This window comes from Pseudomonas sp. KH_024_B2 (assembly GCF_057839965.1).
This window is the reverse complement of the sequence record NZ_CM174502.1, coordinates 2,385,462-2,399,254: the sequence shown is the minus strand read 5'-3', so window position 1 is coordinate 2,399,254 and position 13,793 is coordinate 2,385,462. Positions and strand designations below refer to the sequence as shown.

The 13,793-nt window shown below is 62.5% G+C and carries 14 protein-coding genes; 13 read left to right on the top strand and 1 reads right to left on the bottom strand.

Going from position 1 to position 13,793, the window contains the following annotated elements; genetic code table 11:
• Positions 1-8: 8 nt before the first annotated feature.
• Complete coding sequence (locus AC3I0A_RS11275) at positions 9-1,310, bottom strand: NAD(P)/FAD-dependent oxidoreductase (protein ID WP_489377847.1); 1,302 nt, start codon at positions 1,308-1,310, stop codon at positions 9-11.
• Between the two features lie 157 nt (positions 1,311-1,467).
• Here AC3I0A_RS11275 and AC3I0A_RS11270 point away from each other — a divergent pair, with 157 nt between their 5' ends.
• The 13 genes from AC3I0A_RS11270 (at position 1,468) to AC3I0A_RS11210 (ending at position 13,671) form a co-directional block, all read left to right on the top strand.
• Positions 1,468-2,364: a LysR substrate-binding domain-containing protein gene (locus AC3I0A_RS11270; protein ID WP_489377846.1), complete on the top strand. Its 897-nt coding sequence runs from the start codon at positions 1,468-1,470 to the stop codon at positions 2,362-2,364.
• 115 nt (positions 2,365-2,479) lie between these two features.
• On the top strand, positions 2,480-3,151 hold the full coding sequence (locus AC3I0A_RS11265; protein WP_489377845.1) for a GntR family transcriptional regulator: 672 nt from the start codon (positions 2,480-2,482) through the stop codon (positions 3,149-3,151).
• Between the two features lie 114 nt (positions 3,152-3,265).
• Positions 3,266-4,198: a 4-hydroxyproline epimerase gene (locus tag AC3I0A_RS11260; protein WP_489377844.1), complete on the top strand. Its 933-nt coding sequence runs from the start codon at positions 3,266-3,268 to the stop codon at positions 4,196-4,198.
• Positions 4,195-5,310, top strand: a complete 1,116-nt coding sequence (locus tag AC3I0A_RS11255; protein WP_489377843.1) for an NAD(P)/FAD-dependent oxidoreductase — start codon at positions 4,195-4,197, stop codon at positions 5,308-5,310. Before AC3I0A_RS11260 ends, AC3I0A_RS11255 begins: the two co-directional genes overlap by 4 nt.
• Complete coding sequence (locus AC3I0A_RS11250; protein WP_489377842.1) at positions 5,303-5,539, top strand: (2Fe-2S)-binding protein; 237 nt, start codon at positions 5,303-5,305, stop codon at positions 5,537-5,539. The genes AC3I0A_RS11255 and AC3I0A_RS11250 overlap by 8 nt, the downstream gene beginning before the upstream one ends.
• Complete coding sequence (locus AC3I0A_RS11245; protein WP_489377841.1) at positions 5,536-6,792, top strand: FAD-dependent oxidoreductase; 1,257 nt, start codon at positions 5,536-5,538, stop codon at positions 6,790-6,792. Before AC3I0A_RS11250 ends, AC3I0A_RS11245 begins: the two co-directional genes overlap by 4 nt.
• Positions 6,793-6,866: 74 nt before the next feature.
• Entirely contained in the window at positions 6,867-7,616 is a 750-nt protein-coding gene (locus tag AC3I0A_RS11240) for an AraC family transcriptional regulator (protein ID WP_489377840.1), read from the top strand.
• A gap of 250 nt (positions 7,617-7,866) precedes the next feature.
• On the top strand, positions 7,867-8,685 hold the full coding sequence (locus AC3I0A_RS11235) for an ABC transporter substrate-binding protein (protein WP_489377839.1): 819 nt from the start codon (positions 7,867-7,869) through the stop codon (positions 8,683-8,685).
• Positions 8,686-8,695: 10 nt separating this feature from the next.
• Positions 8,696-10,474, top strand: coding sequence for a cis-3-hydroxy-L-proline dehydratase (lhpI, locus tag AC3I0A_RS11230; RefSeq protein ID WP_489377838.1), 1,779 nt, complete (start codon positions 8,696-8,698; stop codon positions 10,472-10,474).
• Positions 10,467-11,132 carry an amino acid ABC transporter permease gene (locus tag AC3I0A_RS11225; protein WP_489377837.1) on the top strand — a complete coding sequence of 222 codons (666 nt, stop codon included), beginning with the start codon at positions 10,467-10,469 and terminating at the stop codon, positions 11,130-11,132. Before lhpI ends, AC3I0A_RS11225 begins: the two co-directional genes overlap by 8 nt.
• Positions 11,133-11,142: 10 nt before the next feature.
• Positions 11,143-11,793: an amino acid ABC transporter permease gene (locus AC3I0A_RS11220; RefSeq protein ID WP_489377836.1), complete on the top strand. Its 651-nt coding sequence runs from the start codon at positions 11,143-11,145 to the stop codon at positions 11,791-11,793.
• Positions 11,786-12,508 carry an amino acid ABC transporter ATP-binding protein gene (locus AC3I0A_RS11215; RefSeq protein WP_489377835.1) on the top strand — a complete coding sequence of 241 codons (723 nt, stop codon included), beginning with the start codon at positions 11,786-11,788 and terminating at the stop codon, positions 12,506-12,508. Before AC3I0A_RS11220 ends, AC3I0A_RS11215 begins: the two co-directional genes overlap by 8 nt.
• Before the next feature lie 134 nt (positions 12,509-12,642).
• A complete protein-coding gene (locus AC3I0A_RS11210) occupies positions 12,643-13,671 on the top strand; it encodes a trans-3-hydroxy-L-proline dehydratase (protein WP_489377834.1) in 1,029 nt (342 codons plus the stop codon).
• The last annotated feature ends 122 nt before the right edge of the window (positions 13,672-13,793 follow it).

The window sequence follows — 13,793 nt, the reverse complement described above, 5'->3', positions numbered from 1 at the left end:
GCGGCTTACTAGATTTCTGTTCTGGCCCTGACCGCCTCCACGCGCATTCGCAGCATGGCGCCGATGTCGAGTAATGGTTTGGGCGGCAGCCAGCCGGGCTGAGCTCTGTGCATGACCGAGTGCAATAGTGGCGAGCCGGCACCCGATGCCAGTTCAGCGAGCAGCCGCCCCCAGAGAGTGCCGCGCGCGACGCCCGAACCATTGCATCCGGCCACGGCATACAGGCCCTCTTCGACCTTGGCAAAATACGGTTGCCCGGTGCGTGAGGCGCTCAGGTGTCCGGTCCAGGTGTATTGAATATCCTGCTCGGTAAACCACGGAAAACGTCGCTGCAAGCCCAGTACATGGCGTTTTCGACGGAGCAAGAGATCACTGTCGGACAAATCCCGAGAGCGGTATTCCGCCGTGTTGCGGATCATCACTCGACTATCCGGGGTCAGTCGCACCGTGGCTCCAAGTGGCCGGGTGGACAGCACGCCCCAAGGCTCGACAGCGCCGATCGCTCGGAACTCTTCGTCGCTGAGCGGCCGCGTGAGGCTGGCGCTGAGCTCCATCGGGAACGTTGCGCTGTCATCTATCCCCGCGCGTGGGATGAAAGCGTTCAGGCAAACCAGCACCTGCTTCGCCTCAATGCTTCCATCGACACCATTAGCGCGGATACGCCCTTCGCCCAAGCGTGCAAGGCCAGTGATATCGGTGCTTTCGTAGAGGGTCACATTGTCCGGCAGCGCATCCAGCAGGCCCTTCACGTATTTCGCTGGTTGAAGCAGTGCGTTGCCATGGCCGCACCAGATCGCGGCCTGGTAATGCCGGGTTCCCAGTTTCTGGATCAGCTGTTCACCTTGCAGAAAGTGCGCAGAGGCACCGACGGCTCGTAGCGTCGCCAGTTTGGCCTCGACATGGGTCAGCTTGGCTGGATCGCGGACGGCAAAAAAATAGCCGGAGTCCCTGAATTCGCACTCGATGTCATGACGAGCAATGCGCTGGCGTACCTCCTCGCTGGCGGCCCGTGAAATCGACGTGTCGACTTCAAAATCAGCGAACCCCTGGCAGCCAATCAGCTCATCATTGCCCGGATGTTCGTGGGCCACTACGAATCCTGAATTGCGCGCCGAGGCCCCCTGCGCTGCTCGCTGTCTGTCGACGACCACGATGCGCGCCTGAGGGTGCATTTCAGCGAGCGTATGAGCGGCACAAAGGCCGGTGATACCGGCACCGATGACCAGCCAATCGGCTTTTTGCGTGCCGCTCAGGCGCTCACGAACGGATGAATTTCCAGCTTGCGCAATCCAGCCACATACATTTTCCATGCGTCACCTTATTTGACTGTCGTTCTGCCAGACGCCTATCCCGATACATGCAGCAATCGCATGACTAGCTTGATAAGGCGTTAGCCAGAGCTAGAATCTATAAGGTCTTCGGTGATACAACCAACGTTATAAAATCATTGAGCTATTCATAAATCGCATGGATAAAATTCGCCACGTCCCTTCTCTTCAGGCCATGCAGGCATTGATAGAGGTCGCTGATTCGGGCAGCTTCACTCAAGCTGCGCAAAAGCTCTGCCTGACCCAAAGCGCCGTGAGCCGGAAAATTCAGCAGTTGGAGAGTCACTTCGGCGTACCGATGTTCGTGAGGAGCAGCCGCAGTATTCGACTGACCCCTGAGGGCGAACAGGTGCTTGGCAGCGCCCGGAATATCCTGGAGCAATTGAAGAGTCTCGAGGATCGGCTTTCTCCGCAGAAACGCCCCTTTCGCATACGCATGCATGTGTCGCTGGCGGTTCGCTGGTTGCTGCCCAAACTGAGCGACTTCTACCGGCGTCACCCGGACATTTCCCTGTCGATCGAGACCGTTGCGACGGAGATCGTCGAGCCGGCCAGCGACAGCGACGCTTATATCCTCTATCTGCCCGAGCCATCCAGCGATCCTGACTGCCTGACCCTGTTCGAGGAAGCGCTGGTTCCGGTGTGCGCCCCAAGCCTTGGCAACTCAACCCGGCCACTGGCATCGGTGGCGGATCTTGTACGCTTCCCGCTGCTGCATCGTTCAGCGGACAAGCAAGCCTGGATTGATTGGCTGGCAGCCAACGGCGCCAGGTCGCTGGAGGACTATCGGCACATCCCCTTCAACCTTGACGAGTTGGCGCTCGATGCAGCGGCGCGAGGTCTGGGCGTGGCGATGACCGACATGACACTGGCAGAGGAATCAATCGAACGCGGGGTGCTCATCGTCCCGTTCGGCCAACCCTTGAAGACCAGCGGGCGCTATTCGCTGTGCCCGCAACCCTCGGCCGCCTCTCATCCGGCGTGCTCGCTGATCATGCAATGGTTCGCCCGACAGGCCGGACAGGACGCAGGCTGAAGTTGCAACGGGGTGGTGAAGATAATGCAGTGGTTGGAGGTCCTGGCCATAGCCGAAGGAACATCGGGGCAAATTCGTATACCATATCTGCAACTCATTCCGAACGATCACGACCGTGGCCCTGACAAAACTCAACGCTCCCGACCTTGGCAATTCGCCTTCGACTTCGGAAATCATCACCCGGCATCTGCGTGACGCCATTGTCGCCGGGCATTTCGCCGAGGACGAACCCATTCGCCAGGACGACATCGCCCGCCAGTTCAATGTCAGCAAGATTCCGGTACGCGAAGCCCTCAAGCGCCTGGAGGCCGAAGGCCTGGTGATGTTCCAGCGCAATCGCGGGGCGATGGTCACGCGGGTTTCCGATGCGGAACTGGCGCAAATGTTCGAAGTGCGCATGTTGCTCGAAGACAAGGCGCTGCGCCTGGCCATTCCCAACATGACCGAAGAAACCTTCGCTCGCGCCGAACGCATCTGCCAGGAGTTCATCGGCGAAGATGACGTGGGACGCTGGGCCGAGCTCAACTGGGAACTGCACGCCTGCCTCTACGAACCGGCGCAACGACCGTTTCTGGTCAGCCTGATCCGCTCGGTCAACGACAAGCTGGAGCGCTACCTGCGCATGCAGATGAGCCTCTCGGCCGGCAAGGAGCGCGCCGATCACGAACACCGGGAAATCCTCGCGGCCTGTCGCGCCGGTGACGTGGATCTGGCAGTAAAGCTGCTCGACGAGCACATCGCCGGGGTCTGCAAGACCCTGTTCGAGCACCTGCCTCACAGCCACTGACCGCTCGCCGTACTGTGCCGATTTCGTCATCAGTACTGGATAAAACCATCAAGCCGGTACGCACCCGCACAGGCCACTCTTTCGTTCACTCATCTGAACGGACGTGGCCATCCCATGAAACGCATCACCGTGATCGACTCCCACACCGGCGGCGAACCCACCCGCCTGGTGACCGCCGGCTTTCCTGACCTGGGCACCGGCAGCATGGCCGAACGTCGACGGCGGCTGGCCGAACAGCATGACCAATGGCGCGCCGCCTGCGTGCTGGAACCACGGGGCAGCGACGTGCTGGTCGGCGCCTTGCTCTGTGAGCCGGTGGACCCGAGCGCCTGTGCCGGCGTGATTTTCTTCAACAATACCGGTTACCTCGGGATGTGCGGCCACGGCACCATCGGTCTGGTGGCATCGCTGGCGCATCTGGGCAAGATCGGCCCCGGCGTGCACAGCATCGAAACCCCGGTGGGAACGGTGCAGGCGACCCTGCACGAAGACGGTTCGGTCAGCGTGCGCAACGTGCCCGCCTATCGTTACCGCAAAGCGCTGGCGCTGCAGGTGCCGGGCGTCGGCCAGGTGGTCGGCGATATTGCCTGGGGTGGTAACTGGTTTTTCCTCATCGCCGAGCACGGCCTGGACATCGCCGGCGACAACCTTGAGGCGCTGACCGCCTATACCTTCGCCGTGCAGCAGGCCCTGGAGGCTCAGGGAATTCGAGGCGAAGACGGCGGGTTGATCGACCATGTCGAGCTGTTCGCCGATGACGCGCAGGCCGATAGCCGCAACTTCGTCCTCTGCCCCGGCAAGGCCTACGACCGCTCGCCCTGTGGCACCGGCACCAGTGCCAAACTGGCGTGCCTGGCGGCCGACGACAAACTGCAGCCGGGACAGATCTGGCGCCAGGCGAGTGTCATCGGCAGCGAGTTCGAGGGCTCCTACGAACTTCAGGGCGAGCGCATCGTGCCGACCATTCGTGGCCGCGCGTTTATTAGCGCCGAAGCCAGCCTGATCATCGAACAGGACGACCCGTTCGCCTGGGGCATTCGCCCATGAACGAGGGCCCGGTGGCCGATGTGATTGTGATCGGCGCCGGCATCATCGGCGCCGCGTGTGCCCAGGCGCTGGCCCGGCGCGGCTTGCGCGTGTTGGTGCTGGATGCTGGCCTGCCCGGGGCGACGGCGGCGGGTATGGGCCACTTGTTGGTCCTTGACGACAACCCGGCCGAACTGGCCCTGAGTCAATATTCCCTGCAACGCTGGCGCGAACAGGCTACGGCCCTGCCCGACGGCTGCGCCTACCGCAGCAACGGCACGCTCTGGCTGGCGGCCAATGCCGAAGAAATGGCCGTTGCCCACAGCAAATACCTGAACTTGCAGGCCCAAGGCGTGGCGTGCGAGTTGATCTGCAGCCGAGCCTTGCGCCAGCGCGAACCCGAATTGCGCGAAGGTCTGGAAGGCGGCCTGCTGATCAATGGCGACGGCATTCTCTATGCCCCGGCGACGGTCAGCTGGATGCTCGACACCCCGAACATCAGCCAACGCCGGGCGCGGGTCTGCGAAGTGGATGGCAACCGGGTGCGATTGAACGACGGCCAATGGCTGAGCGCTGAAGCGGTGATTCTGGCCAACGGCATCCAGGCCAACGAGCTCTGCCCCGAGTTGCCGATAGAGCCGAAGAAAGGCCACTTGCTGATCACCGACCGCTACCCCGGCAAAGTCACCCATACCCTGGTGGAACTCGGTTACGTCACCAGCGCCCACACCGCCAGCGGCCCTTCGACCGCTTGCAACATCCAGCCCCGGCCGACCGGGCAATTGTTCATCGGCGCCTCGCGGCAATTCGGCACCACCGACCCGCAGGTCGAGGGCTGGATGCTGGCAAAAATGCTCAGGCGTGCCGTCGACTATATGCCGGGGCTGACTCAGCTCAACGGCATCCGCGCCTGGACCGGTTTTCGCGCCGCCAGCCCCGACGGCTTGCCGCTGGTGGGTCAGCACCCGCAACGCAAAGGCTTATGGCTGGCGGTCGGCCACGAGGGTCTGGGCGTCACCACCGCCCCCGGCACCGCCGACTTGCTGGTCGCGCAGCTGTTCGACGAAACGCCGCCGCTGGCCGCGCAACCTTACCTGCCGCAACGTTTTCTGGGGGAGCCTGTTTATGCCTGAATTGATGCTGGATGGGCGTGCGCTGAGTGTTGCCGAGGGCACCAGTGTCGCGGCGGCACTGGCCTTGGGCGGTGACGGTTGCACTCGGACCTCGGTCAGTGGTCAGCGTCGCGCACCGCTGTGCGGCATGGGCATTTGCCAGGAATGTCGGGTGACCATCGACGGTCGACGGCGCCTGGCCTGCCAGACCCTTTGCCATGACGGCATGCACGTGGAGACTCACCCATGAGCGAGTACGCCGATCTGCTGATCATCGGTGCCGGCCCCGCTGGCATGGCTGCTGCTCTTGCTGCGGCACCCAGCGGCGCACGCATCGTCCTGCTCGACGACAACCCCCTGCCGGGCGGGCAAATCTGGCGCGACGGGCCCCTGGCCAGCCTGCCGAAACAGGCGCGTCGCCTGCGTGAGCAACTAGCGGCCTGTAGCAACGTCCGCTGCCACGCCGGCACCCGGGTGATCGCCTGCGCCGGCCCGAAAGAACTGCTGGTCGAAGACGCCGATCGAGGCTGGTTGATCGGTTACGACAAACTGGTTCTGTGTACCGGCGCCCGCGAGCTGCTCTTGCCCTTCCCTGGCTGGACGTTGCCCGGCGTGACGGGTGCTGGCGGCCTCCAGGCACTGATCAAAGGTGGCCTGCCCGTTCGCGGCGAACGCCTGGTGATTGCCGGCAGCGGGCCGTTGTTGCTGGCCAGTGCCGCCACGGCGAAATATAACGGCGCCGAAGTACTGCGCATCGCCGAGCAGGCCTGCGCGACCGCTGTCGCCGGTTTCGCCGCCCGACTGCCACGCTGGCCCAACAAACTGATGCAGTCGTTCACCTTGTTCGACCGTCATTATCGTACCGGGACCCACGTATTGGCCGCCTTGGGCAATGAGCGACTGGAAGGTGTGCGTCTGCAACAGCAAGGAAAAATAGTCGAACTGGAATGCGATCGCCTGGCCTGTGGCTTCGGCTTGATTCCCAACACCCAGCTCGGTCAGGCACTGGGTTGTGAACTCGATGGCCCGGCGCTCGCGGTCGATGTCTGGCAAACCACTCGCCGCGCCGATCATTACGCGGCGGGCGAATGCACCGGTTTCGGTGGTAGCGAACTGGCATTGGTCGAAGGCGCGATCGCTGGCCACGCCGCCGTCGGCGACAGTCAAGCGGCCCGAGCGTTATGGCCTCGGCGTGCGCGCTGGCAGGGTTTTGCCAAGGCCCTGAATCACACCTTCACCCTCAACCCGCAGCTCAAGTCGCTGGCCCAAGCCGACACCCTGGTGTGCCGCTGCGAAGATGTTCCCTACGGGCTACTTGCCGGGCACGCTGGCTGGCGCGAGGCCAAACTGGCCAGCCGTTGCGGCATGGGCGCCTGCCAGGGTCGGGTGTGCGGCGGCGCACTGCAGCACCTGTTCGGCTGGCAACCTTCGGCGCCACGGCCACCGTTCAGTCCGGCGCGGATCGAGACCTTGCTGTGCCTGGACGACACCCCGCCGACCTGAATACCGGCCCGGGGCTTTCGGGTCCGCTGCCGAGTCTTTATGATCCCGGAGGTCGCCACCAGACCTCCTGCGCCATGTATGCTTCGCTCACTCACTTCAAACCCTGCGACCTGCCCACCCTGCTGAGCAGCCTGCAGCCGATCGCGGCGCTGCTCGACACCCTGTCGGACGTGGTGTTTTTCATCAAGGACACCGAGGCCCGCTACGCCTTCGTCAACCAGACCCTGGCCCGACGCTGCGGTTTCAGACACAGTGACGAGCTGCTCGGACGCACCGCCGACATGGTCTTTCCGGAACGCTTCGGCCCGCTGTACACCGAGCAGGACCGGAGGGTGCTTGCCACCGGCCGCGAACTGGCCGACCAACTCGAACTGCACCTGTATTTCGGCAACCAGCCCGTCTGGTGCCTGACCCACAAACTCGCGTTGCGAGACGTGCAGGGTCACATCGTCGGCCTGGCCGGCATCTCCCGCGACCTGCAAGCGCCACAGTCCAGCCATCCGGCGTTTCAGAAACTCGCCGCGGTAGACGCGCATATCCGCAGCCATTTCTCCCGGCCCATCAGCCTCGCCGAACTGACGGCGATTGCCGGGTTTTCCGTGGCGCAACTGGAGCGTCACTGCAAACGGGTGTTCCAGCTCACCCCACGGCAGATGATTCACAAGGCCCGCCTGGAAGAAGGCTCCCGGCTGTTGCTGCACACCGACCTGCCGATCACCGAGATCGCGCTGCGCTGCGGTTACACCGACCACAGTGCCTTCAGCCGGCAGTTTCGTGCGCTGACCAGCCTGGCACCCAGTCAGTATCGTGAAAGCCGTCGCTGATCCCCGGGCGAGTGTTCCTTTTAGGGGCGCCAGGTGTCCCCACTGCTCCCTTCTGTAACACCGCCGGATACACGCCACAGCGGTGTTCTTCTTGTACGTCTTTTCCCCCAATCGTGTAGGACCTCTAACTCAAGGCTTGGCGAAAAATTCTCGTCGCTATTCGGAAACAGGCACGCTCATTGCTAATCACATATCGTATACGAAATTCACAATACGATATCCAACAGCACTTTCCGACAACGAGGCCTCTATGAAAAACCCCGCATTTGCCGTAGCCCTCAGCGCTGTTCTCAGTACTTCCTTCATCGCCACCGCCCAGGCCGACAAGCTCGACGAGATCATTGGTTCAGGCAAGCTGCGCTGCGCCGTGACCCTGGACTTCCCGCCCATGGGTTTTCGCGATGCAGGTAACAACCCGGCCGGTTTCGACGTGGACTACTGCCACGACCTGGCGAAAATCCTCGGGGTCGAAGCCGAAGTGGTTGAAACGCCCTTCCCCGATCGAATTCCGGCGCTGGTCTCCGGGCGTGCCGACGTGATCGTCGCGTCCACCTCCGACACCCTCGAACGGGCCAAGACCGTCGGCCTCACCGTGCCGTACTTCGCCTTCCAGATGGTCGTGCTGACCCGCGACAACACCGGCATCAACAGCTTCGCCGATATCAAGGGCAAAGCCCTGGGCAACACCAGTGGCACCTATGAAGCCATTGCCCTGGAAAAAGATGTGAAGAGCTGGGGCACCGGTACGTTCCGCGCCTATCAGTCGCAGAACGACACGCTGCTGGCAGTCGCCCAGGGCCACATCGACGCCACCGTGGTCACCAACACCGTGGCCGCCGCCACGATCAAGTCGGGTAAATACAAGAACCTGAAAATTGCCGGTAACGCGCCGTACACCATCGACTACGTCTCCCTGGGCGCCAAGCGCAACGAGTATGGCCTGCTCAACTACCTCAATCTGTTCGTCAACCAGCAGGTGCGCAGCGGCCGTTACAACGAGCTGTTCGTCAAATGGGTCGGCACCGAAATCCCGCCGACCAACCTGACCGTGCCACAGGTTTACTACTGAGGTGTCCGGCATGCCCAGGACCACTTCTCTGACCGGTCGCAGCCTGGTCGCGGGCGCCGCCCAGGGCGCCCTGTTGTTTGCCGATGTGGGCTTGAGTTTCTGGGGCGGAGTCGACCCGTTCAGCGGCGAGGTCATCGACCGTCACCACCCGCTCAGCGGCGAACACCTGGCCGGCCGGGTGCTGGCCATTCCCAGTGGCCGCGGCTCTTGTACCGGCAGCAGTGTGCTGATGGAACTGATCAGCAACGGTCATGCGCCGGCCGCACTGGTGCTGGCCGAAGCCGATGAGATCCTGACCCTGGGCGTGCTGGTGGCGCAGACCATTTTCGAGCGTTCCCTGCCGGTGCTGTGCATCGGCCGGGAGGCCTTCGCCGCCTTGCGCGGCCAGGCCTTTGCCCGGGTCGAAGAGTCAACGGTGACACTGTTCGAGCACCTGCCCGGCGATGCCTGGCGGGCACTCGACAGTCCATTGCACATAGCGCAAACAAGCGCCTCGATCGAACTCACCGAACAGGATCGGGCGCTGCTCGACGGCCGACATGGCAAGGCCGCCCGGGTCGCCATGCAGATCGCCTTGCGCATGGCTGAACTGCAGGGAGCCCGTAGCCTGGTGGATGTCACCCAGGCGCACATCGACGGCTGCATCTACACCGGACCTGCAAGCCTGCGCTTTGCCCAACAGTTGGTGCAATGGGGAGCAAAAGTACGGGTACCGACCACCCTCAATTCGATTTCCGTCGACCAGCGTCGTTGGCGTGAATTGGGTATCGACCCGGCACTCGGTGAACCGGCCAGTGCCTTGGGCGATGCCTATATGGCGATGGGCGCACAGCTGAGTTTTACCTGCGCACCCTACCTGCTCGACAGCGCGCCAAAGGCCGGCGAGCAGATCGTCTGGGCCGAATCCAATGCGGTGGTCTACGCCAACAGCGTGCTTGGCGCACGCACCCTGAAATACCCGGACTACCTGGATATCTGCATCGCCCTGACCGGCCGCGCGCCCCTGATCGGCTGCCATCTGGACGCGCAACGTAAAGCGAGACTGCAAATCGAATTACCGGTTTTGCGCGAGTTGGACGATGCCTTCTACCCGCTGCTCGGTTACCACATCGGTGCCCTGGCCGGCAGCCGGATTCCGCTGGTGCTAGGGCTGGAACACAGCAAGCCGAGCCTGGATGACCTGAAAGCTTTCGGTGCGGCTTTCGCCACCACCTCCGCCGCGCCGCTGTTCCATATCGCCGGGGTGACCCCGGAAGCACTCGACCCGACGCAGGTGCTGGAGGCGGATGCCGATGTGCCGGTGGAAAAAATCCGCCTGAAGGATTTGCTGCTCAGTTGGCGCGAGCTCAACAGCGCCCGCGACAACCAGGTGGACGTGGTCTCGCTGGGCAACCCGCATTTCTCCCTCAGCGAATTCGCCCGCCTGGCGCGACTGTGTCGGGGTCGGCACAAGCACCCCGAAGTGGTCCTCGCCATTACCTGCGGCCGCGCGGTGCTGCAGCAGGCCCGTGAGGCGGGGCATATCAGCGTGATCGAAGCCTTCGGCGCGACCCTGGTGACCGATACCTGCTGGTGCATGCTCGGCGAGCCGGTGATCCCGCTGGCCGCAAAAACCTTGATGACCAATTCCGGAAAATACGCCCATTACGCCCCCGGTCTGGTGGGGCGCAAGGTGCACTTCGCCAGCCTCGCCGAATGCGTCGACGCCGCCTGCAGCGCCACGGCCAGCGGTCGTTTGCCGGTCTGGCTGCAATCCGCCGCCCCACTGGAGAGCCACACGCATGTTTGATTACACCTTCCAATGGCGTGCGACGTTGCGCGCCCTGCCGGACATGCTCGCCGGTGCCTGGGTCACCTTCGAGACCGCTGCGCTGTCGATGATCTTCGGCGTACTGATCGCCCTGGCCCTGACGGTGATGCGCGAAACCAAAAACCCGCTGCTGCGCGGCATCGGCAACGGCTGGGTATCGATAGCCCGCAACACCCCGTCGCTGTTCCAGATCTACGTCCTCTACTTCGGTCTCGGCTCGCTGGATTTGCATGTCAGCTCATGGTTCGCGCTGCTGGCCGGTATCACCTTCAACAACGCTGGCTACCTGGCGGAAAACTTTCGCGGCGGTCTCAAGGCCGTGCCCGGCACGCAAGTGCGCGCCGCGCGTTCGCTGGGTATGAGCGCCTTCCAGGCCTACCGGATGATCATCGTCCCGCAGCTGTTGCGGATCGTGTTCTACCCGTTGAGCAATCAGATGGTCTGGGCGGTGCTGATGACGTCGCTGGGGGTGATCGTCGGGCTCAACAATGACCTCACCGGCGTGACCCAGGACTACAACGTCAAGACGTTCCGCACCTTCGAATACTTCGCCATCGCAGCGGCGTTGTATTACCTGATTGCCAAGGCGATCGTCGCAGTAGCCCGGCTGATGGCCTGGCGGCTGTTCCGTTACTGAGGACGTGACCATGTTTTCCACCAGTTTTTCCGGGAATGACCTGCTGTTCCTGCTCGATGGCGCCTGGGTCACGCTGCAACTGACGTTCTGGTCGATCATCCTCGGCTCCTTCGCCGGGCTGTTGTTCGGGCTGCTACGTGCCCTGCTACCGCGCGCCAGCCTGCCGCTGGCCTGGGTGTTGGACGTGTTTCGCAGCGTGCCGTTGCTGATCCAGTTTGTTCTGTTCAACTCGCTCAAGAGCATCGTCGGTTTGAACATCAGCGCCTTCAGCGTCGGCTGCATTGTGCTCGGGGTCTACGCCGCCGCGTACTTCACCGAGATCGTGCGCAGCGGCGTGCTCTCGGTGCCGTTCACCCTGCGCCGGGCTAGCCGCTCGCTGGGCTTGAGCTTTGTGCAGGACTTGCGCTGGATCGTTCTGCCGATGGCCACGCGGGTGGCCTTTCCCGGCTGGCTGAACCTGGTGCTCAGCGTGATGAAAGACACTGCGCTGGTGATGTGGATCGGCATCGTCGAACTGCTGCGCGCCTCGCAAACCATCGTGACCCGCATTCAGGAACCGCTGCTGGTGCTGTGCATCGCGGGCCTCATCTACTACGTCATGAGCCTGGTGGTCGCGCGCCTCGGTGCTCGTCTGGAAAGAAGGTGGCAAGAAAATGATTGAGATCGACAACGTGTACAAATCCTTCGGCGACCTCGAAGTGGTCAAGGGCGTCAGCCTGACGGTGAACAAGGGCGAGGTGGTGTCGATCATCGGCGGCTCCGGCTCGGGCAAATCGACCCTTCTGATGTGCATCAACGGCCTGGAACCAATCCAGAAAGGCAACATTCGGGTCGACGGTGTCGAGGTCCACCACAGCGCCACCGACCTCAATCGCCTGCGGCAGAAGATCGGCATCGTCTTCCAGCAATGGAACGCCTTCCCGCACCTGACCGTGCTGGAAAACGTGATGCTGGCGCCACGCAAAGTGCTGGGCAAGAGCAAGGCAGAAGCCGAAGAACTGGCGGTGCAACAACTCACCCACGTCGGCCTGGGTGACAAGCTCAAGGCCTTCCCCGGCAAGCTCTCCGGCGGCCAGCAGCAGCGCATGGCGATCGCCCGTGCCCTGGCCATGTCGCCGGACTACATGTTGTTCGACGAAGCCACCTCGGCCCTCGACCCGCAACTGGTGGGCGAGGTACTGGACACCATGCGCATGCTCGCCGAAGACGGTATGACCATGGTCCTGGTGACTCATGAAATCCGCTTCGCCCGCGATGTGTCCGACCGTGTGGCGTTCTTTCGCAATGGTTTGGTGCATGAGATCGGCTCGCCAGATCAAGTTATTGGCAACCCGGTGCATGCGGAAACTGCGGCCTTTCTGAAATCAGTGAAATAACTAATGGCCCCATCGCGAGCAGGCTCGCTCCCACATTGGCTTGGGTCGAGCCCCGATTTTGTGTACACCACCAAACCCTGTGGGAGCGAGCCTGCTCGCGAAGGGGCCCTAGCAGACAAAACAAGGAGCAAACCATGCGCTCATCAAAAGTCATCCATGTAGTCAGCTGCCACGCCGAAGGCGAAGTCGGCGACGTGATCGTCGGCGGCGTCGCGCCACCGCCCGGGGCCACCGTGTGGGAACAGTCGCGCTGGATTGCCCAGGATCAGACCCTGCGCAACTTCGTCCTCAACGAACCTCGCGGCGGCGTGTTCCGTCACGTCAACCTGCTGGTGCCGGCCAAGGATCCTCGGGCGCAGATGGCCTGGATCATCATGGAACCGGCCGACACGCCGCCGATGTCCGGCTCCAACTCGCTGTGCGTGGCCACCGTGCTGCTCGACAGCGGCATCCTACCGATGACCGAACCGCAAACCCGGTTGGTGCTCGAAGCCCCCGGCGGATTGATCGAGGCCGTAGCCGATTGTCGTGATGGCAAGGTCGAACGGGTGGAAATCAAGAACGTGCCCTCCTTCGCCGACCGCCTCGATGCCTGGATCGACGTCGAAGGCCTCGGTTCATTACAGGTCGACACCGCTTACGGTGGCGACAGTTTTGTGATCGTCGACGCCAAGCGCCTGGGCTTTTCCATTCGTCCTGATGAAGCGGCCGAGCTGGTCGAGGTCGGGCTGAAAATCACCCGCGCAGCCAATGAACAGTTGGGCTTCGTCCATCCGCTGAACCCCGAGTGGTCGCACATTTCCTTCTGCCAGATCGCTGCTCCCCTCATCTATGAAAACGGCATTGCTACCGGCGCCAACGCGGTGGTGATTCAACCCGGCAAGATCGACCGTTCGCCGACCGGCACCGGCTGCTCGGCTCGTATGGCGGTGCTGCAGGCCAAGGGATTGATGCAGGTCGGGGAGCGTTTTATCGGCCGTTCGATCATCGGTTCCGAGTTCCATTGCCGCATCGATTCCCTGACAGAGGTGGCTGGACGCCCGGCGATCTATCCGTGCATTTCCGGCCGGGCCTGGATCACCGGCACCCACCAATTGATGCTCGATCCGAGCGATCCATGGCCACAAGGCTATCGACTGTCTGACACCTGGCCTGGGGCCTAAACACAGCCTTACAAACTCTCACCAAAAAACTCTGACAAACGGCTAGTAAAAAACCCTTCTTAATTGAAAAAAGCACTGGCCGAGTCTTTTCACATGAAATATCGTATACGAAATACAATTAA